The following is a 19,303-nucleotide window of genomic DNA, read 5'->3' on the forward strand; positions in this document are numbered from 1 at the left end:
GGCAGCGATGAACGTGCTTGGGAAAGCAGCGCAGGCGTTCTACACTGTGGACTATGCGCGGCAATACACCGCAGCCCAGCAACACCGGAGTAGCTATGACAGGACAGGATGACGATTGGCTCGAGGACGATACGGCGGGCGACGCCCAGCCGGCGCCCGTCGAGCCGTGGAATGTGCTGGTGGTGGATGACGAACCCGACATCCATCACGTAACGCGTCTCGCCCTGACCAATATTTCCTTTCTGGGCCGCCCGCTCAACATCATGTCCTGCTATTCCGGACGTGAAGCGGTGGCATTGCTGAAAGAACGCAACGACATCGCGCTGATGCTGCTCGATGTGGTGATGGAAACCGAGGATGCCGGCCTGAAGGTCGCCCGCGCGATCCGCGAAGAACTGCACAACCACTGCATCCGCATCATCCTGCGTACCGGCCAGCCGGGCGTTGCGCCCGAGCGCCATGTGATCGAGTCCTACGACATCAACGATTACAAGGCCAAGACCGAGCTGACGCGCGACAAGCTCTATACCTCGGTGCTGGGGACGCTGCGTTCGTACAACGACATCATGACCATCGACCACCAGCGCCGGATTCTGGAAGCCAACCGCCGCGGCCTGATCAAGGTGGTTGACGCATCGACCACGATTTTCCGTCAGCAGTCCATCCAGAAATTCGCGCAGGGCGTGCTTGAGCAACTGCAGGCGCTGCTGTTTTTCGAACAGGAAGCGCTCTATGTCGTCGTCAACGGCGGCATGACCGCGCTCACGCATGGCGATGAAATCCGCGTGATGTATGCCACCGGGGGCTACCAGGACTACTGCGGCAAGGTACTGGATGCCGTTGCGCTGCAGCGCTTCCGTGCGTCGATCGATCAGGCCATCGACACGGCACGCAGCGTGTATGCGCCCGATCATTTCGTCGGTTTCTTCCAGGCCCCGCACGGCGCGGTCAACCTGCTGATCATCGACGGCCCGGTCGAGCTTTCACACCCCGATTCCGATCTGGTCGAGCTGTTCTGCAAGAATGTCGCGATTGCCTACGAAAACCTGATGCTCAACAAGGAAATCGAGGACACGCAGCGCAGCATCATCTATCAGCTCTCCGAAGTGGTGGAAAACCGCTCCACCGACACCGGCAAGCACATTCACCGCATGGCCGAGTTTGCCTACATCCTTGCGCAGGAAATCGGCATGGACGAGCAGGATTGCCAGATCATCAAGGCGGCCAGCCCGCTGCACGACATCGGCAAGGTCGGCATTCCCGATCGCGTGCTCAACAAGCCCGGCCGCTTGGATGACGAAGAGCGCAAGATCATGGATACGCACGCCGAACTCGGCTACAAGATGCTGAAGGATGCCAAGCCGCGCATCCTGCAGATGGCGGCTACCATTGCCTTTGAACACCACGAAAAATGGGATGGCAGCGGCTACCCGCGCGGCCTGGCCGGCGAGGACATCCACATCGCCGGCCGCATCATCGCGCTGGCCGATGTATTCGACGCGCTCACGCATGCCCGCTGCTACAAGCCGGCCTGGCCGCCCGAAGATGTCGTCAAGACCATCCTCGAAGGGCGCGGCACGCATTTCGACCCGCAGCTGGTCGATGCCTTCATGCAGGCACTGCCGAAGTTCCGCCATGTCGTCGAGATGTACCAGGATTGAGTATCGCGCGCACATAGCGATACAGCACCGCGGGCCGGCTTCATGCCGGCCCCGTGTTTTTGGGCGTACAATCCTTGCTCCACTTCATCCTTTCCGTGTGATTTGCCCATGGCCTCCGCTTACCTGCAACGCATCCTTACCGCCCGTGTCTATGATGTCGCCATCGAATCGCCGCTGGAAATTGCGCCGAACCTGTCGCGCCGCATCGGCAACACGGTCATGCTCAAGCGCGAGGACATGCAGCCGGTATTCAGCTTCAAGCTGCGCGGCGCCTACAACCGCATGGTGAAGCTCTCGCGTGCCGAGCTGGATCGCGGCGTGGTGGCCGCATCGGCCGGCAATCACGCGCAGGGCGTGGCGATGTCGGCACAGGCGCTCAAGTGCCGTGCCATCATCGTGATGCCGGCCACCGCGCCACGCATCAAGGTCGACGCCGTCACCCGCCGCGGTGCCGAAGTCGTGCTGGTGGGTGACTCGTATTCCGACTGCTATTCGCACGCGGTCAAGCTGGCCGAAGAGCAGGGCATGACCTTCGTGCATCCCTACGACGATCCGGAAGTGATCGCCGGGCAGGGCACCATCGGCATGGAAATCCTGATGCAGCACCCTGATCCGCTCGATGCGATCTTCATCCCGGTCGGCGGTGGCGGCCTGCTTGCCGGTGTGGCCGCCTATATCAAGTCGCTGCGTCCCGAGGTGAAAATCATCGGTGTCGAGCCGACCGATGCGAATGCAATGTACCTGTCGCTGAAGCTTGGCGACCGTGTGAACCTGCCGCAGGTCGGCATCTTTGCCGATGGCGTCGCGGTCAAGCAGGTTGGCGAGGAAACCTTCCGCCTTTGCCGCGATCTGGTTGACGACGTGATTCTCGTCGACACCGACGCCATGTGCGCGGCGATCAAGGATGTGTTCGAAGACACCCGCTCGATTCTCGAGCCTGCCGGCGCTCTGGCGATTGCCGGCGCCAAGGCCTGGGCTGCGCGCGAAGGCGTGCAGGGCAAGACACTGGTGGCGATTGCCTCGGGTGCCAACATGAATTTCGATCGCCTGCGCTATGTCGCCGAGCAGGCGGAAATGGGCGAGCAGCGCGAAGCGATCATTGCGGTGACGATTCCGGAAAAGCCGGGCAGCTTCAAGACCTTCTGCGAGCTGCTGGGCGCGCGCAACATCACCGAATTCAACTACCGCTATTCGAGCGCGGAAGCCGCGCACGTGTTTGTCGGCCTCTCGGTGCAGAACCGCCATGAAATCGTCGATCTGATCGAAAAGCTGGCCAATGCGGGCCTGGCCGCCATCGACCTGTCGGACAACGAACTGGCCAAGCTGCACATCCGCCATCTGGTCGGCGGCCGTGCGCCGCAGGTCACGCACGAACGCCTGCTGCGCTTCGAGTTCCCCGAGCGCCCGGGTGCGCTGATGGGCTTCCTGAACGGCATGAACGGCGGCTGGAACATCAGCCTCTTCCACTACCGCAATCACGGCGCCGATTACGGCCGCGTGCTGGTCGGCATCCAGGTGCCCGAGAGCGACGATGCCCAGTTCGCCGAATTCCTGCAGCTCATGGGCTACCCCTGGTGGGAGGAAAGCACCAATCCTGCCTACCAGCTTTTTCTTGGTGATTGAGGGTATGGGTCTGCAGCCTTTTAAATATAAAGGCTGCGGTTACATACCCAAAAAGACCGGCCTTGGCCGGTCTTTTTTCATGCCCCGGCAGGATCAGGCCGGCAAGCGCGGCAGCGCATTGCCCTCATGATCGAACAGCAGCACATGCTCCGGCGGGAAGGCGATATGGATGCGGTCGCCATAGGCCAGCGCCGGCGCCGAGCCCGGCAGCTTCATGCACAGCACCTCGTGGATGCCGGGGATTTCGATATACGCCAGCACCACATCGCCCAGATGCTCGATCAGGTCGACCTGCGCGGCCAGTGCGCCGGCGGTGTCCGCGCTGACCAGCCGGATATGCTCGGGGCGGATTCCCATGGTGACCTTGTCGTGGACGCGCAGGTGGCTGGCGTTGCAGCGGGCGCTGACGATCATGCCCTGCTGCAGCGACAGGCTCGCCAGCCCGTCACCGCATTCCAGCATCACGCCGGCCAGCAGATTCATTTTTGGTGAACCGAGAAAGCCGGCGACAAAGAGGTTGGACGGGTTTTCGTACAGATCGAGCGGCGAGCCGACCTGCTGGATCAGCCCGGCATGGAAGACCACGATGCGGTCGGCCAGCGTCATCGCCTCGACCTGGTCGTGCGTCACGTAGATCATGGTTGTCTGCAGCTCCTGGTGCAGCTTGGACAATTCGACGCGCATGTTCAGCCGCAGCGCAGCATCCAGGTTCGATAGCGGTTCGTCGAACAGAAAGACCTTGGGATTGCGCACGATGGCGCGGCCGATGGCCACGCGCTGGCGCTGCCCGCCGGACAGTGCCTTGGGCTTGCGCTCCAGCAGATGCGTGATTTCCAGGATTTCGGCTGCGCGCTGCACGCGGCTGTCAATTTCGGCTTTCGGCGTGCCGGCAAGCTTGAGCGCAAAGCCCATGTTCTCCGCGCAGCTCATGTGCGGATAGAGCGCGTAGGACTGGAAGACCATCGCAATGCCGCGTTTCGAGGCATGGATGTCGTTGGCCAGCGTTTCGCCGATGTAAAGCTCGCCGCCGGTAATGTCTTCCAGCCCGGCAATCATGCGCAGCATGGTCGATTTGCCACAGCCCGAGGGGCCGACAAAGACGATGAATTCGCCATCATCAATGTCTAGGCTGACGTCCCTGATGACGGTGACGTCGCGTGTGTAATTCTTTCTGATGTTTCTGAGGGATACCGAAGCCATGACGGATTCTCCTGAAAATGCGCAGAACGGCGGTGCTTGTTTATTTCACCGCGCCATCCATGCCGGAAATGAAGTAACGCTGGGTAAAGGCAAAGAACACCAGCACGGGAATGACGGTCAGCACGATGGCTGCCATCAGGATGTTGTCGGAGGTGGCAAAGGGGCCGGTGAGGTCATTGAAAACGCCGACGGCGAGCGGCATTTTTTCCTTCGAGTTCATCACCAGCGAAGGCCACAGGTAGTCGTTCCAGGCGCTGACCAGCGTGAAGATGGCCAGTGCGGCAATCGAGGGGCCGGTGACGGGAACCATCACCTTCCACAGGATCTGCATTTCGTTCGCGCCATCGACGCGAGCGGCGTCAATCAGGTCCTGCGGGATCTGCTCGAAAGCCTGTTTCATCAGGAAAATGCCGAAGGCGCCGGCGACATTCGGAACGATCGCGCCGAAATAGCTGTTGAGGCCGATCCACTCGCGCAGATTCCAGTCCGGCCCCAGACCCAGTGTGCCCTGCAGCGCGGCAGCGGCATCACCGAAGTGCTTGAGCGTGATGAAGTTCGGCACGATGCCGACTTCGGACGGCAGCATCATCGTGGCGATGATGGCGACAAACACCAGCCCGCGCCCGGGAAACTTCATCCGCGCCAGCGGGTAGCCGGCCAGCACCGATACTGCTACCACACCGGCAATGGTAAAGAAGGCCAGAATCGTCGAGTTTTTCAGGTAGGTGGTAAACGGCATCTCGCGGAAGACGCGCGCGAACCAGTCCAGTGTGGCCTCGTGTGGCCAGAAGCCGTCGGGGAACAGGTACATGTGCGAGGCATCGCCCGACAGGCCGGACGACAGCGCCCAGATGAAGGGAAAGGTGGTGAAGAGGGCAAAAAGGATGAGGCTGGTGTAATGCGCCCCGGTGTGCAGCATGGCGTGCACGTGTTTGCGGCTGGGCATGATCTGGGCTCCTTGGCGGGTTGTTGGACAACACCCGCACCTCGTTTTTTCCGGCAAAGCCGGGAAAACTGTATGAAATGCAAAACGTGAACTGTTGATTTTTCAGACGGCTATATGCGCCGGGCTGATACCGCTGGAGAGCCGGTTTCTTTGCAACAGAACTAACGTTTTTCGCCGAAAAAGCGGAACTGGACGATGGCGAGCAACATGCAGAAGAAGGTCACCACCAGCCCGGCGGCGGCAGCGCGGCCGAAGTTGTAGTTGCGGAAGGCCTGGTCATACACGTAGTAGAGCGCCGTATAGGTGTCGGCCTGCCCGCGTGACAGCACGATCACCTCCTGGAAGGCCTTCATCGCACCGATGGTCGACAGCAGCGTGCACAGCAGGATGGTGGGCTTCACCATCGGCACGGTGATGCGCCAGAAGCGTTCCCACACATTGGCACCATCGAGGATTGCGGCTTCTTCCACTTCGGCCGGAATCGCCTGCAGGCCGGCGAGGTAGAGCACCATGTAGTAGCCCAGCCCCTTCCAGAAGGTGAAGCCCATGACTGCGTAAATGGCGATACCGGGATCACCCAGCCAGTCGATATGCGCCTGCGGGCTGGCGAGCAGGCCCAGCGCATGACCGGCCCAGCCCAGAAAGCCGTTGAGCATGCCGTCGTATTTGTAGACAAAGGCCCAGGCGACGCCGGCGACCGAGATCGCGGTAATCACCGGGATGTAATAGGTCGCCCGGAAAAAGGTCATTCCCGGCAGGCGATTATTCACCAGCTTGGCCATGACGAGCGCAGCGAGCTGGATGCAGGGCACGACCAGCAGATAGAGCAGCGAGTTCTTCAGCGCATGGTGAAACAGGGCTTCGTTGTAGATGTATTTGAAATGGGCAAAGCTGTTCCAGGTGGCCGAGCCGTCGGCGATGGCGTAATCATGGAAGGCCAGCCAGGTGTTGTAACCCACCGGCCAAAAGGTAAAGATGCCCATCAGGATCAGGGCCGGGGCCAGAAAGAGGTAGGCGGTGGTCGTGTAATTGCGTGCGCTTTGCATGGCAGGCTCCGCGACAAAGGGGTGGGAAACGGCCCGGCAGCCATGTGCCGCCGGGCTTGCCTGTGTCAGAGTGCTATTTCACCAGCCTGGCGTTCCAGGCCGCCGCCGCCGCATCCAGTGCGGCTTTCACCGGCTTGCGCCCTTCGATGGCCTGCTGCATTTCGTCGTTGAACTTGCGCATCATGGTGGTTTCATCCGGCAGGGTTCCCGGCGGAATGTTCACGACCACGGCAAACTCCATCGAGCGGGCGGCCACCGCACGGGCACGTTCAACCGGGTCCCGGCTGTTGGCGCCGGCCTGGAAGTACGGGTCGAGGTTGGCCTTCTTCGTCGAGGGGAAGGTGGTTTCGGTCGCTTTCGAGAACGCCAGCTGCTGCGCGTCGCTGGTCAGGAACAGACCCAGTTTCGCCGCGTCAGCAGGGTTTTTCGCCCCCTTGGGAATCACGAAGTCCATCATCCACGCCCCGAAGGCGCGCCGGCCCTTGTCCGTTGGGAAGGGGGCGATGCCGGTCTGGTCGTAACGGGCCTTGGCATTGGTTTCCAGGCGCTTGATTGCCTGCGGTGCGGTGGTCATCATCGCCAGCCGGCCGCTGCTGTAGGCGGCGATTTCCTGCTCGAATTCCATCTTGTAGGCGTCACGCGGAATGACGCCGGCCTTGTAGAGGTCGGCAAACTGCTGCACCAGCGCCACATGCTGCGGGCTGGTGAAGACTGCCCGGCCCTTGTCGATGACCGGCAGGCCCGCGTAGTAGAACCAGCCGATTACGCCGCCGCCGCTTTCCGGTGCCAGCTTGGGCGAGAAGGCCGGCACGCCGGTCTTGGCGGTGACCGTTCTGGCGGTGCTGATGAATTCGGCAAAGTTGCGCGGCGCTTCCTTGATGCCGGCCTTCGCAAACAGCTCCTGGTTGTAGGCCAGTACCGACACCGAGTTGTAGAACGGGAAGGCATACATCTTGCCGTTGGCAGAGACATCCTTCACCGCAGCGGGCAGGTAGACGTCTTTCGCATTGCCGATCAGCGGATCAAGCGGCTGCAGATTGCCCTGTGCGGCGAATTCGTGCACCCAGGGTACGTTGAAGTTCACCAGTGCCGGCGGGGTGCCGGCGGCGAGCGAGGCGATCAGTTTCGGGCGGATCTGGTCCCAGTTCATGTCGACCCACACCGCTTCCAGATTCGGATTCTGGCGGTTGAATTCGGCAGTGGCATTTTTCGCCCAGTCGGCAAATGTGGGCGACAGGTTCATCGTCCAGTACTCAAGGCGCACTTTCTCGGCCGCGCTGGCGGCCAGTGGCAGGCTGGCCAGAAGGCTGGCCAGCAGCAGCGGTTTGAACAGGGTTTTCATGACTCATCCTTGCATTGTTTTAATGGTGTGCCGGTCATCAGCAGCATTTACGCCGGCAGCAACAATCTATGCCCGTGGCTTACGGCATGGAACGGCGATTCATGCATAGGCGGCATGCGCGGCGCGCATGACGGAGCGGCAGGCAGGCAAGAAAAAGGCCCGCAGAAGCACTGCGGGCCAAGGAGGAGGAAGAACTGCTACGCCGATAACTCAATCAGCACAGGCAGACTAAAGCGGGCATCGCTGCCTGACCATGCATTGCCGTGCATGCCGGCAATGCGTGCGGTGCATGGCTGCCTTCAGCAGACCCGGCCGGGGAAGAAGCGACCGACCACCGGATAGATCCGCTCGTCGCGACTGGCTGGCTGGCGATATTCAGTCGGCAGCGGCAGCGCCAGCGGTGCACGCGGCAGGGCAGGCAGCGCGGTGACGGCCGGGCAGTCGCGGATGGCGTCGGTGAGCGTCTGGCGCAGCCAGGCGTGCGCCGGGTCGTTCTGCCAGCGCGCCGACCAGTACATGGCAAAATCGCCACTGTCGATGATCGCATCCTCCGGCATCGGGAGTATGCGCAGCAGATCCTTGATACTTGAGGGCTGCATGGCAATACGGTCGGTAACGAGTAGCGCATTGCCATGCTGCAGCCAGTCCAGCAGACTGGAAAAATCATCCAGGTAGAGCTGCACCTGCCGGCGCAGTCCGGCACGTTCCAGCGCGCGATCCGTTTCCGTCTGCACCAGGCTTGCCGCACTGGGTGCAATATGCGGCCAGGCGGCCAGCGTGGCCAGATCGGGAATGCTGCCGTGTTCCAGCAGCGGGTGGCCGGCCCGCATCACACAGACAGCCTGGTTGCAGAACAGCTTGCGCTGCAGCAGGTCCGGGCTGGCATGGCGGGTGACGCCGATGGCCAGATCCAGATCCTCGGCCAGCTGGCCGCAGCTGTCGTTCTGCCAGGGCAGCACATGCAGCTCCAGCAGCGGCGCCTTGCTGCTGATCTCGCCCAGCAGTGCATTCAGCGCCGACCGCGGAAAGCTGCTGCTTACCGCAATCCGGAAACGTGCCTGCGCCCACTCGGGGCTGAATTCGGGCGGCGTGACCAGGAGGTTGATGCGGCCGAGGATTTCCTCCAGCGGGCCGCGCAGCGCCTCCGCGCGCGGCGTGGGTGCCAGGCGGTTGGCAGCACCGCGCACGAACAGCGGGTCGTTGAACAGCGTGCGCAGGCGAGCCAGCGAGCGGCTCATCGCCGGCTGGGTGACGCCCAGCTGGTCGGCCGCCCGGCTGACGCTGCCGGACACCAGCAGCGCGTGCAGACAGCACAGCAGATTCAGATCGGCATGCAGCAGGTTCATGGCAGCCCCTTGTTGTAAGGTGTTTACCTAGGGGAGTGTAGGGCGGCAGAAGGAGGGGGATTTGATCGAAATTGCTGTTTTATGCCGGCGTACTGGCATGCCATCCTTGCCCTGCCGGTGCGTGCCGACGCGCACTCTCGGTGCGCAGCATGTGTTTTACTCGCGGGTATATCCATGCAACCATTTATTATCAATGGCTTCATGGATATACATAATACTGTATTTTTGTGGCGGGCATGAAAAACGGCAGCCCGCAGGCTGCCGCTGGTGTGGCAAACGCTTGCGGCTTAATCAACCAGCCCCTCGAACAGCGGGGTCGACAGGTAGCGTTCGCCGAAGGACGGAATGATGACGGCAATCAGCTTGCCGGCATTTTCCGGGCGCTTGGCAACCTGCAGAGCGGCCCATACCGCGGCGCCGGCGGAAATGCCGGACAGGATGCCTTCCTTGGTGGCAAGTGCTCGCGCGGTGGCGAAGGCGTCATCGTTGGTGACGCGAATGACTTCGTCATAGATTTGCGTATTGAGCACGGCCGGAACAAAACCTGCGCCGATGCCCTGGATCGGATGCTTGCCTTTTTCGCCGCCGCTGAGCACCGGGCTGGCATCGGGCTCGACGGCAATTGCCTTGAACGACGGCTTGCGCGCCTTCAGCACTTCCGAAATCCCGGTGATGGTGCCGCCGGTGCCCACGCCGGCAATCAGAATGTCGATCTGGCCGTCGGTATCGCGCCACAGTTCTTCGGCGGTGGTCTTGCGGTGGATTTCCGGATTGGCCGGGTTTTCGAACTGCTGCGGCAGGAAGTAGTTCGGGTTCTCTTCCACCAGCGCCCGTGCCTTGGCGATGGCGCCACCCATGCCGTCAGCCGCGGGTGTCAGGATCAGCTCGGCACCGTAGCCGCGCAGCAGCGCGCGGCGTTCCTTCGACATGCTTTCCGGCATGGTGAGCACGAGCTTGTAGCCGCGGGCCGCACACACCATGGCCAGGCCGATGCCGGTGTTGCCGGAAGTCGGCTCGACGATGACGGTGTCCGGACCGATCTTGCCAGCGGCTTCGGCGGCGTCGATCATGCTCACCGCAATGCGATCCTTCACGCTGTGGCTGGGGTTGAAATACTCAAGCTTGGCGACGACGGTGGCGACCGTGCCATCGGTGACGCGGTTGAGCTTGACCAGCGGGGTGTTACCGATCAGGTCGGTGACGCTATTGGCGATGTTCATCGGGCGTGATCCTGCGGTGAGTGGAGTATTGCGCTTGATTCTAGCCGCGAAAGCGGGTCGAATGAAAATGATAAAAGCTCACAAGGAAAGATCATGCAGTTCTATCGTGTTGGTGGTGCCGTCCGTGACCGTCTGCTCGGCCTGCCGGTGCAGGACATCGACTGGGTCGTGGTCGGGGCGACTCCGGACGACATGGTCGCGCAGGGCTACCAGCCGGTCGGCAAGGATTTCCCGGTCTTCCTGCATCCGCGCACGCACGAGGAATACGCACTGGCGCGCACCGAGCGCAAATCCGGCCAGGGCTACAAGGGGTTTACGGTGTTTGCCGACCCGTCGGTCACGCTGGAAGAAGACCTGCTGCGCCGCGATCTGACGATCAACGCCATGGCAGAAGATGCCGACGGCCGCATCATCGACCCCTTCAACGGGCAGGCCGATCTGGCCGCGCGGGTATTGCGGCATGTCTCGCCGGCCTTTTCCGAAGACCCGGTGCGCATCCTGCGTCTTGCCCGTTTTGCCGCGCGTTTCGGTTTTTCCGTTGCGCCGGAAACGATGGCGCTGATGCGCGACATGGTGGCCTGTGGCGAGGTCGACCATCTGGTGCCCGAGCGCGTGTGGCAGGAACTCAGCCGCGGCCTGATGGAGGCGGAGCCCTCTGTGATGTTTGGCATCCTGCGCGAGTGCGGAGCGCTGGCGCGTATCGCGCCGGAAGTCGATGCGCTGTGGGGCGTGCCGCAGCGCGCGGATTATCACCCGGAGGTCGATACCGGCGTGCATTTGATGCTGGTGCTCGACTATTGCGCTGCACAGGGGGCCGAGCTGGCGGTGCGCTTCGCCGCGCTGTGCCACGATCTGGGCAAGGCCGCGACGCCGGCCGATGTGCTGCCGCAGCACATCGGCCACGAAGCACGCGGCGTGCCGCTGGTCGAGCAATTGTGCGCGCGCCTGCGTGTGCCGGCCGATTGTCGTGATCTGGCCGTGCTGTGCTGCCGCGAGCACACACTGATCCACACTGCCGCAAGCTTGCGGGCTGCCACGCTGCTGGAGCTCTTCACCCGCTGCGATGCACTGCGCCGGCCGGAACGCTTCGAGCAACTGCTGGCGGCGTGCCTGGCCGATGCGCGCGGACGTGCCGGTTTTGCCGAGTGCGACTATCCGCAGGCGGACTTCCTGCGTCGCGCACTGGCGGCGGTGGCGGCAGTCGATGCCGGCGCGGTGGCGCGCAGTTGCACCGACAAGGCGGCGATCCCCGAGCAGGTGCGTCTGGCACGGCTGGCCGCTTTGCAGGCAGGCCGTAGCGAACCCGGCACCCTCTAAGCCGGCCTTGATGTGGCATTTAATAAGCGATTAATGAAATGCCACTTTGCTGGTGAAGCACTTCACGGGCGATGACAATGGAATGTCCTGTCCTGCTGCCGCTCTAAGTGTTTTCCCTAGATTGGCCGGCTTGACACCCTGCAAATATGGCGGCATTCTGCGCATCAGGGTGTTCCGTGCCTGTCAGTCATGTTTTCCCCATTTCTGCGTAACGAAGGGGGAAAGATAAGTGGTATTAAACATGCTTCCGGTGCCCTTGGTGGACTCAGCCAGCCTGAATCCAGCCAGTTCCGGCTCTTTGCGAGCCACGGTTGCGCACAACGAGGACTCTCTCAGTCCTTGCTTACAAACCGGCCCTTGGGCCGGTTTTTTTTTGCACGCCCGCCGGGCGCGTGAATGAGTGCCTTCGCGGTATCATGGAGGCTTTACCGTTCTTCCCCTTGCCGCCATGTCCCAAGCCAAACCCATCCGCCTGATTGTCGGACTCGGAAACCCCGGTTCCGAGTATGCCGCCACCCGCCATAACGCCGGTTTCTGGCTGGTCGATACGCTGGCGCGCGAAGCCGGCGCCAATCTCAGGCTGGACAGCAAGTTTCATGGTCTGGCCGGGCGTGGACGCCTGCATGGTCAGGATGTGTGGTTTCTCGAACCGCAGACCTATATGAACCGCAGCGGGTTGGCAGTGGTTGCGCTGGCGCAGTTCTACAAGATTCTGCCCGACGAAATCCTCGTCATTCATGATGAACTCGACATTGCGCCGGGCCAGCTCAAGCTCAAGCAGGGCGGCGGCAATGGCGGCCACAATGGCCTGAAAGACATCCAGTCGCATCTGTCGACGCCGCATTTCTGGCGCCTGCGCGTTGGCATCGGCCACCCCGGCAACAAGGCGGAAGTGGCCAGTTTCGTGCTCAAGCCGCCGCGCCGCGAAGAGCAGCAGCTGATCGACGAAGCATTGCTGCGTGCCGAAAAGGGCATGCCGCTGCTGCTGGCGGGCGACATGGGCAAGGCTATGGCGCAATTGCACACCGACGATGCGAAGAAACGCGCACACAAGGCTGCGCCCACTGGTGGAGAGCCGGTATGAGTGATGCGTTGCCCCGGGTTCCCGTCAATCTGGTGACCGGTTTTCTCGGCGTCGGCAAGACGACGGCACTGATGCATCTGCTGGCCGGCAAACCGGCTGGTGAATACTGGGCGGTAGTCGTCAATGAATTCGGCGAGGTAGGGATTGATGGCGCGACCCTGTCTACCGGCGCAGACGAACTCCGGGTAGCCGAGGTGCCCGGTGGCTGCATCTGCTGCACCACCAGCCCCATGCTGCGCGTGTCGCTCACTCGCCTGCTGCGCGAGCGCCGGCCAGACCGGCTGCTGATCGAGCCATCCGGACTCGGTCATCCTGCCGGCATCGTCGACCTGCTGCGCGACCCGATGCTTGCCAAAGCCTTCGAGCTGCGCGGCGTGATCACGCTGCTCGATCCGGCGCATGTGGGCGATGCGCGTTACACCGGTCACGAAACCTGGCGCGATCAGCTGCAGCTGGCCGACGTGGTGGTGCTCAACAAATGCGACCGTGCCGATATCGCCCAGATCGATGCTGCGCGGGCGCTGCTGGCCGGACTGTATCCGCCCAAGCTGGCGCAGTGCGAAACCAGCCAGGGCCGCTTTGATGCCGCGCTGCTGGATATCGAGCTGTACCCCGAACGCTGGCCGGAAGTTGCACTGCCGGCTTCCTCGCAGCACCGGACTATTGCGCCACGACAGCGGCGCAGCCAGCCGGAATCCGGCCCTGAGGTGGTTGCGTCATGGCCGGTGCAGAAGATGCAGTCGAGCCTGGGATCTCACAGTTGCGGCTGGATTTTCCCGGCGGAATGCCAGTTTTTCAGTGGCGCGCTGGCCAGCCTGTTCGAAAGCCTTTCTGAGTCTGCGGTGCTGGGGCTGGCAGGGCTGAGTCGCGCCAAGGGCGTATTCCAGACCGAGCGCGACTGGTATCGCTTTGACTGGGTGGATGGCTATCCCGGCGTGCAGGTTTCGGCCTATCGCCGCGACAGCCGCTGCGAATTGATTGTCGACGCAGAAAAGGCGCCCGACTGGGGCGCCTTCGAAGCCGCTTTGCTGGCGGCGGTGATGAACAAAAACTGCCTGTGTAATGCCTGAAAGCCCTTTTTGCAAAAGAGCCGTGGCAGCATACCCCCTACTGGGTCAATAGCGCGTTGACCTGGCGCTGACCGGTATCGGCCGCGCCGCGATGCCCCGAGCGGCGCAGCGCAGTCAGCCACTGCTCAATGATCGGGGTCAGCTCTTCGGCGCTATGCGCCTTGCCCAGCTGCTCATCAAGCCGGTCTGCCCAGCTCTGGCCGAGATACTGCTGGCTGACGTCGAGGATCACGCGGCGGGCAGCTTCAAGTTGCTTGCGGTTGGATTGCGGCAGCGCCGGGGCGATGGTGTTCGGGCCGGAAAAATCCAGCGGATCGGCCTTCTGCTGGTTTTTGGCGGCACAGATCAGGCCGAGATCACGCAGCTTCACCAGCATGGCCGGTACGTCTTCGCCGGGCAGAAGAGCGGACAGGATGGTGGCATCACGCTTGCCGTCGATGGTGATGAGCAGACGGCGTTCTTTCTGGCCAATGAGGCCGGAGCGCTCGGTCAGCTCATTCTGGCCGAGCGACGTTTTCTGGTAGAGAGTGGTATCCATCATGCTTAACCGGGGCGATCAACATGCTTCAGGTATAAGTCTTTTATGATGTAGTTGCAATACCCTGACTACACTTTCTGACGGGCGAAACGCATGCCCGCCAGCAATGTTGCGGTGCTTTAACGCAGAGCCGCGCGGATTTGCGGCATGTGGCTATCGGCAACGCTGCCATAGCCAGCCGCATCCATGCGTTTTTTCCAGGTGTCGATGCAGAATTTCAGATCTTCCGGTCCGCTCATGTTGTCGTAGAGGTCGATCAGCATGGTGTCGAGCGCATCCGACAGATACTGCTGGCTGCACATTGCGAGGATGATGCGGATTTGCGCCAGTTTGCCCGCAGAAGGCAGGCCGGTCGGCATGGCAATCGGAGCCGCTGCCGCTGGCGCGGCTGCAGGAACGGGCGCTGGTCTGGCTGCCGCTGCGGGGCTGGCGCTGCCGGCAACCGGTGCAATCAGCCCCTGCCCCAGCAAGGCTTCCAGCCGCGCCATGAGTTCATCGCCGGGCAGGCACTGCTCCAGGTCGGCAACCGATTTCTGGCCGTCGACCATGATCAGCATCTGGCGCAGTTTTTGCGAGAGGCCAAGCTTGCGTTGCTGGATTTCTTCCTGACCCAAACCGGTTTTGCAGAAACACAATGCACGATCCATGACTGCTGGCACTCCAACCGTTAATAAACCTGTCATTCCGGGAATGATTATACGGCGACTCATTACCGGAACGTGACTGGGATTACACCGTATGCAACATGATTACAACCCGCCGTAAGAGTGCAGGCCGGAGAGGAACATGTTGACGCCGATAAATGCAAAGGTCGTCACGAAGAGGCCGCCTACCGACCACCAGGCCAGCGTGGCGCCACGCCAGCCCTTGATCAGGCGCATGTGCAGCCAGGTCGCATAGTTGAGCCAGACGATCAGCGCCCAGGTTTCCTTCGGATCCCAGCTCCAGTAACCGCCCCAGGCATCTGCCGCCCACATCGCACCCAGAATGGTGGCAATGGTGAAAAACAGAAAGCCTACCGCGATGGCCTTGTACGAGATTTCATCAAGCAGCGCCGGCGCAGGCAGGTGGCCGGCCAGTTTGCCGCGATTGGCCGCGACAATGGCCAGCAGCGCAGCGCAATAGCCGAATTTGGCGACAAAGAGCGCGCGGCCTTGCCAGACGTCACCAAGCTGCCCGGAACCCAGGTGCAGTGCGACAGCCAGTGCAGCGATGCCGCCGGCCACCAGCAGCAGTGTTCTGCGCTGAGCCGTTGTCTGCTGCGCCGGTTCGGCCAGCAGCCACGCTACACCCAGCATGGCGGCCATGGCAAATGCGCCGTAGCCGACGAAATTGGCCGGAACGTGAATCTTCATCCACCACGACTGCAGCGCCGGAATCAGCGGCTGGATTTCGTGTGCCTGGCGGTCGAAGGTGTACCAGATGATGAAGGCAACGGCAGCAGAAATGACGAGCAGTACGAAGGCACCCATGCTGCGTGCGGCGTAGCGGCCCTCGTAGTAGAGATACATCAGCGCGGTGATCAGGCAGAACAGGATGAAGACTTCATACAGGTTGGAAACCGGAATGTGGCCGACGTCGGCGCCCAGCAGATAGCTCTCGTACCAGCGTACCAGCTTGGAGATCAGCGCCGCTGCGGCTGCCGCCCAGGTCAGCCCGCTGGCCACACCCAGGGCGGTCGCCGAGCGCCCCAGCAAGCCGAGCCAGTACATCAGTGTGGCGAGGAAGAACAGCACGCACATCCACATCACGGCAGACTGGCTCGACAGGGCATATTTCAGCCAGAAGCGGCTGGCGCCGTTGCCCAGCTCGCCGTCGTAGAGCGCGATACCGCCCAGTGCCAGCAGACCGCACAGCGGAATGAAGACGCGCAGCGGTTTCCAGAACCAGCCCAGCCAGATCATGCCGGCCGCACTGCCAAGCAGAATGCCCTGCTCGTAGTAATCAAGGAAACTGCCATAGCGCTGGAAGGTGAACACGGCGGCCAGCACGATCAGCGCGGCGAAGCCGTAGTCGAGTTTGCCAAGAGTGGTGCGGCTGGCGGGGGCGAAGCTCATGCGGATTCCTTTTCATTCGAGCCATCTTCCGGCGATGGCGGGTCTGCTGGCAGCAGGGCGGTACGGTGCAGTTCGAATTCGCGGTCCAGGTCACTGCTGCGGCGGTTGCTGGTCAGCGCCAGAATGCTGCCCTCCGGGCTGATGCGTACCCACAGACGGTTCTCGCGGATATAGAACATGAAGAAAATGCCCAGCACCAGCAAGAGCGAGCCAAGGTAAACGACGTTCTTGCCGGGCGAGCGCGTCAGCTGGAAGCCGCTGGCCTTTACTTCGTCGAAGCTTTCCAGCTGCAGATAGACCGGGCTGCCGAAGTCGAACATATTGCTGATGGCGACCAGGCTGTCGGAATTGAAACGGAACTGCGCGGCATCGGCTTGGGCGACTGGCTGGCCGGCGCGCTGCTGCACGAGGGCAAGCGCCTCCTGCGTGGCACCCTGCAGCACTTTCAGATAGGTCTGTGCCACGATCTGGCGCTGTGCTTCGGGAACGCGGCTGGTCAGGAAGTCATCAATGGCCGGGAAGCCGCCTTTTGCAAATTCGGCGAGCACACCCTGCGTGATCTGCTCGAACTGCTCGCGGCTTTCCGATGAAACGCCGCCGGAGCGATAGGCCTGTTCGGCCGTGCGCCTGGCGATTTCACCATGGTTTTTTGTATCGAGCAGCAACGTGCGCAGGCGCATGAAGGTGTCCGGCTTCATGTCCTTATCAAGGGGTATACGCAGAAAGCCCATTGGTTGCGATACTTCCCGGCGCATACCTGATAGCTGATACCAGGCGCCTTCATCCTGCCATGGCAGCATGTAGCTCTGGAATTCAACTGCCTGGCCGGTGGCGTCACGCAGCTTGAACTGGATCGACGGCCCCATGTTTTTCAGATTGTGCTCACCCTTCACGCTCTGCGCGACGGCCATTGCGCTTTGCAGCGAGCCGTCAGCGGGAGTCTTGCGACCCATGTTTTCGATATTGAAAGGGCGGAAATCCAGCAATTCGAGACGGTATTGCTCGCCATTGACCGTGAGTGGCTGATTGCTTTTCGACGTGGCAGCCAGTGCCGAGCTCTCGCCACTGGCCAGATTCCAGCTGCGCAGCTGCAGCGCCGAGCCGCCATCACCGAAGCTCGACTGGTAGATCGCGACGCCATCGACGATCAGCGGCTTGTTGACTTCGACCGTCCCGCTCTTCAGCAGCTTGCCACTCGGGTCATAGACCTCGATATCGCTGGCAAAACGCTTGGGCTGGCCGGTGCTGTAGTGTTCGATGTGGAACTGCTTGAGTTTCAGCAGGAAGGGCAGTTCCTGCACGAAATAACCCTGGCCGGCGTTCAGGAAAATCACGTCGGCCGAGCTGCCCTCTGCGAGAAAGACGTCACCACGGAAACTCAGATTGCCACTTTGCAGGCGGCTGACGGCTGGAATCTGGCTTTGCGGCACGTCGCGCATTTCCGGAACTTTGCTGCCGAAGGTTTCGGCCAGCTTCAGCGGCAGGTTGCCATCCATCAGGCCGCCGATGCAGATGACGACGATGGCGGCGTGGGCGAAGAAATAGCCAAGTTTCTGGTAACTGCCTTTCTTGGCGGCGATAAGTGTGAAGCCGGCGCCATCGCGCGTGCGCCAGCGGTAGCCGTGCTGCTGCAGGTGCGCGGTGATCTGTGCCGGATCCAGTGCCTTTCCAGTTTCGGCATGGTGGCTGATGCGCTGTAGCGAGCTGAGCGTCGCGCGCTCGCGAAAGCCGCGCATTTCGCGCAGCATGCCCGGCACGTGACGCCAGATGCACAGGCTGGTCGAGAGCACCAGAAAGGTCAGAATCAGCAGGAACCAGCTGGAGTGGTACACATCGAACAGGCCGAAGGCCTCGAACTGGCGGAACCAGAATTCGCCGAATTCGATGCGGTAGTTGTTGTACGGCTCGTTCTGTTTCAGGACAGTGCCGATCACGCTGGCAATGGCCAGTACCACCAGCAGGCTGACGGCAAAGCGCATTGACGACGCCAATTCATAAAGGGAGCGGAGAAAGCCGGACTGGGAGCGAGATCGGGTCATTGCCATGGAATGGAAAAGAGGGGCAGAAGCTGCCCCTCTTGGATAAAGCCGGAGGAATTAGGTTCCATGCCCGGCCGTGCCTGCGTACGGCTTAGTGCAGGGACTGGATGTACTCGGAAACGGCCTTGATCTCGGCGTCCGACATCTTGGCGGCGACTTCGGTCATCACCTGGTTGTTGGCGCGCTCGCCGGTGCGGAAGGCTTTCAGCTGGTCAGCGACATAGGAGCCGTGCTGGCTGCTGACACGGGGATACTGCACCGGAATGCCGGCGCCGTTCGGGCCGTGGCAGGCCATACAGGCAGGGATGTTCTTGCTGGCTACGCCACCGCGGTAGATTTTCTTGCCGGCAGCGACCAGTTCCTTGTTCGAGGAACCGCGCTCTTTCGGAGTCTGGGCTGCAAAATATGCGGCGACATTGCGCATGTCGGCATCCGACAATTGCGAAGAGAAGCCCAGCATGACTGCAGCCTGGCCGTTCTTGCGCTTGCCGGCCTTGAATTCCTGCAATTGCTTGACGATGTAATCGGCGTGCTGGCCGGCAAGGCTCGGGTTGGCCGGAATCACGCTATTGCCGTCGGCACCGTGACAGGCCGCACAGACCTGCTCGGCAATCACCTTGCCCTTGCTGGGATCACCCTTGGGCGTGGCGTTGGCCGCGATGGCGAACGGAGTGGACAGCAAAAATGCTGCAATTGTGGCGGCGACAGGTACGCGGCGCATAGCTAAGCTCCCTCAGTGAGGCGTTCCGCCGGTCTTGCGCCGGCGCTGGTTTCAATCAAATCCTGTTATTCTATAACAAGACTTTTCTACAAA

16 protein-coding genes are annotated in these 19,303 nt (G+C 61.7%); 5 read left to right on the forward strand and 11 right to left on the reverse strand.

Going from position 1 to position 19,303, the window contains the following annotated elements:
* The first annotated feature begins 95 nt into the window (after positions 1-95).
* Complete coding sequence (locus tag H559_RS0104950; protein ID WP_028451782.1) at positions 96-1,661, forward strand: response regulator; 1,566 nt, start codon at positions 96-98, stop codon at positions 1,659-1,661.
* Positions 1,662-1,769: 108 nt separating this feature from the next.
* Positions 1,770-3,284, forward strand: a complete 1,515-nt coding sequence (ilvA, locus tag H559_RS0104955) for a threonine ammonia-lyase, biosynthetic (RefSeq protein ID WP_028451783.1) — start codon at positions 1,770-1,772, stop codon at positions 3,282-3,284.
* Positions 3,285-3,377: 93 nt separating this feature from the next.
* Here ilvA and H559_RS0104960 read toward each other — a convergent pair whose 3' ends face one another.
* From H559_RS0104960 to cysK, 6 genes are all read right to left on the reverse strand, one after another.
* Positions 3,378-4,484, reverse strand: a complete 1,107-nt coding sequence (locus H559_RS0104960; RefSeq protein WP_028451784.1) for an ABC transporter ATP-binding protein — start codon at positions 4,482-4,484, stop codon at positions 3,378-3,380.
* Positions 4,485-4,524: 40 nt separating this feature from the next.
* Entirely contained in the window at positions 4,525-5,430 is a 906-nt protein-coding gene (locus H559_RS0104965) for a carbohydrate ABC transporter permease (protein ID WP_245579332.1), read from the reverse strand.
* Between the two features lie 161 nt (positions 5,431-5,591).
* The gene (locus H559_RS0104970; protein ID WP_028451786.1) at positions 5,592-6,476 is read right to left on the reverse strand and encodes a carbohydrate ABC transporter permease; all 885 of its coding nucleotides are present in this window, start codon (positions 6,474-6,476) and stop codon (positions 5,592-5,594) included.
* Positions 6,477-6,549: 73 nt separating this feature from the next.
* On the reverse strand, positions 6,550-7,818 hold the full coding sequence (locus H559_RS0104975) for an ABC transporter substrate-binding protein (protein WP_028451787.1): 1,269 nt from the start codon (positions 7,816-7,818) through the stop codon (positions 6,550-6,552).
* Between the two features lie 299 nt (positions 7,819-8,117).
* A complete protein-coding gene (locus H559_RS19005; protein WP_051278943.1) occupies positions 8,118-9,164 on the reverse strand; it encodes a LysR family transcriptional regulator in 1,047 nt (348 codons plus the stop codon).
* A gap of 287 nt (positions 9,165-9,451) precedes the next feature.
* Positions 9,452-10,384 (reverse strand): cysteine synthase A, encoded by a 933-nt coding sequence (cysK, locus tag H559_RS0104985; protein WP_028451788.1) that lies wholly within the window; start codon positions 10,382-10,384, stop codon positions 9,452-9,454.
* A gap of 93 nt (positions 10,385-10,477) precedes the next feature.
* On the opposite strand from cysK, the gene H559_RS0104990 reads away from it, so the two are divergent.
* The 3 genes from H559_RS0104990 (at position 10,478) to H559_RS19010 (ending at position 13,855) form a co-directional block, all read left to right on the forward strand.
* Positions 10,478-11,701 (forward strand): multifunctional CCA addition/repair protein, encoded by a 1,224-nt coding sequence (locus H559_RS0104990; protein WP_028451789.1) that lies wholly within the window; start codon positions 10,478-10,480, stop codon positions 11,699-11,701.
* Between the two features lie 448 nt (positions 11,702-12,149).
* Positions 12,150-12,785 (forward strand): aminoacyl-tRNA hydrolase, encoded by a 636-nt coding sequence (pth, locus tag H559_RS0104995; RefSeq protein WP_028451790.1) that lies wholly within the window; start codon positions 12,150-12,152, stop codon positions 12,783-12,785.
* A complete protein-coding gene (locus H559_RS19010) occupies positions 12,782-13,855 on the forward strand; it encodes a CobW family GTP-binding protein (RefSeq protein ID WP_051278944.1) in 1,074 nt (357 codons plus the stop codon). Before pth ends, H559_RS19010 begins: the two co-directional genes overlap by 4 nt.
* Positions 13,856-13,892: 37 nt before the next feature.
* Here H559_RS19010 and H559_RS21450 read toward each other — a convergent pair whose 3' ends face one another.
* The 5 genes from H559_RS21450 to H559_RS0105025 all read right to left on the reverse strand — a co-directional run bounded on the left by H559_RS21450 (position 13,893) and on the right by H559_RS0105025 (position 19,210).
* A complete protein-coding gene (locus H559_RS21450; RefSeq protein WP_028451791.1) occupies positions 13,893-14,396 on the reverse strand; it encodes a hypothetical protein in 504 nt (167 codons plus the stop codon).
* Between the two features lie 116 nt (positions 14,397-14,512).
* Complete coding sequence (locus H559_RS21455; protein ID WP_051278945.1) at positions 14,513-15,040, reverse strand: hypothetical protein; 528 nt, start codon at positions 15,038-15,040, stop codon at positions 14,513-14,515.
* Positions 15,041-15,142: 102 nt separating this feature from the next.
* Positions 15,143-16,450 (reverse strand): c-type cytochrome biogenesis protein CcsB, encoded by a 1,308-nt coding sequence (gene ccsB, locus H559_RS0105015; RefSeq protein WP_028451792.1) that lies wholly within the window; start codon positions 16,448-16,450, stop codon positions 15,143-15,145.
* Positions 16,447-18,429 carry a cytochrome c biogenesis protein ResB gene (locus tag H559_RS0105020; RefSeq protein ID WP_245579333.1) on the reverse strand — a complete coding sequence of 661 codons (1,983 nt, stop codon included), beginning with the start codon at positions 18,427-18,429 and terminating at the stop codon, positions 16,447-16,449. The genes ccsB and H559_RS0105020 overlap by 4 nt, the downstream gene beginning before the upstream one ends.
* 151 nt (positions 18,430-18,580) lie before the next feature.
* Positions 18,581-19,210: a c-type cytochrome gene (locus tag H559_RS0105025; protein ID WP_028451794.1), complete on the reverse strand. Its 630-nt coding sequence runs from the start codon at positions 19,208-19,210 to the stop codon at positions 18,581-18,583.
* Positions 19,211-19,303: the final 93 nt, after the last annotated feature.

The organism is Chitinilyticum aquatile DSM 21506 (genome assembly GCF_000430805.1).
Taxonomy (GTDB): Bacteria; Pseudomonadota; Gammaproteobacteria; order Burkholderiales; family Chitinibacteraceae; genus Chitinilyticum; species Chitinilyticum aquatile.

Bases quoted from the DNA above. Each gene is read 5' to 3' on its own strand.
- H559_RS21450 (WP_028451791.1), bottom strand. From the start codon at position 14,396: ATGATGGATACCACTCTCTACCAGAAAACGTCGCTCGGCCAGAATGAG.
- H559_RS0104960 (WP_028451784.1), bottom strand. From the start codon at position 4,484: ATGGCTTCGGTATCCCTCAGAAACATCAGAAAGAATTACACACGCGAC.
- H559_RS0104975 (WP_028451787.1), bottom strand. From the start codon at position 7,818: ATGAAAACCCTGTTCAAACCGCTGCTGCTGGCCAGCCTTCTGGCCAGC.
- ccsB (WP_028451792.1), bottom strand. From the start codon at position 16,450: ATGAGCTTCGCCCCCGCCAGCCGCACCACTCTTGGCAAACTCGACTAC.
- H559_RS0104990 (WP_028451789.1), top strand. From the start codon at position 10,478: ATGCAGTTCTATCGTGTTGGTGGTGCCGTCCGTGACCGTCTGCTCGGC.
- H559_RS19005 (WP_051278943.1), bottom strand. From the start codon at position 9,164: ATGAACCTGCTGCATGCCGATCTGAATCTGCTGTGCTGTCTGCACGCG.
- H559_RS0104965 (WP_245579332.1), bottom strand. From the start codon at position 5,430: ATGCCCAGCCGCAAACACGTGCACGCCATGCTGCACACCGGGGCGCAT.
- ilvA (WP_028451783.1), top strand. From the start codon at position 1,770: ATGGCCTCCGCTTACCTGCAACGCATCCTTACCGCCCGTGTCTATGAT.
- H559_RS21455 (WP_051278945.1), bottom strand. From the start codon at position 15,040: ATGGATCGTGCATTGTGTTTCTGCAAAACCGGTTTGGGTCAGGAAGAA.
- pth (WP_028451790.1), top strand. From the start codon at position 12,150: ATGTCCCAAGCCAAACCCATCCGCCTGATTGTCGGACTCGGAAACCCC.
- H559_RS0104950 (WP_028451782.1), top strand. From the start codon at position 96: ATGACAGGACAGGATGACGATTGGCTCGAGGACGATACGGCGGGCGAC.
- cysK (WP_028451788.1), bottom strand. From the start codon at position 10,384: ATGAACATCGCCAATAGCGTCACCGACCTGATCGGTAACACCCCGCTG.
- H559_RS0105020 (WP_245579333.1), bottom strand. From the start codon at position 18,429: ATGCGCTTTGCCGTCAGCCTGCTGGTGGTACTGGCCATTGCCAGCGTG.
- H559_RS19010 (WP_051278944.1), top strand. From the start codon at position 12,782: ATGAGTGATGCGTTGCCCCGGGTTCCCGTCAATCTGGTGACCGGTTTT.
- H559_RS0105025 (WP_028451794.1), bottom strand. From the start codon at position 19,210: ATGCGCCGCGTACCTGTCGCCGCCACAATTGCAGCATTTTTGCTGTCC.
- H559_RS0104970 (WP_028451786.1), bottom strand. From the start codon at position 6,476: ATGCAAAGCGCACGCAATTACACGACCACCGCCTACCTCTTTCTGGCC.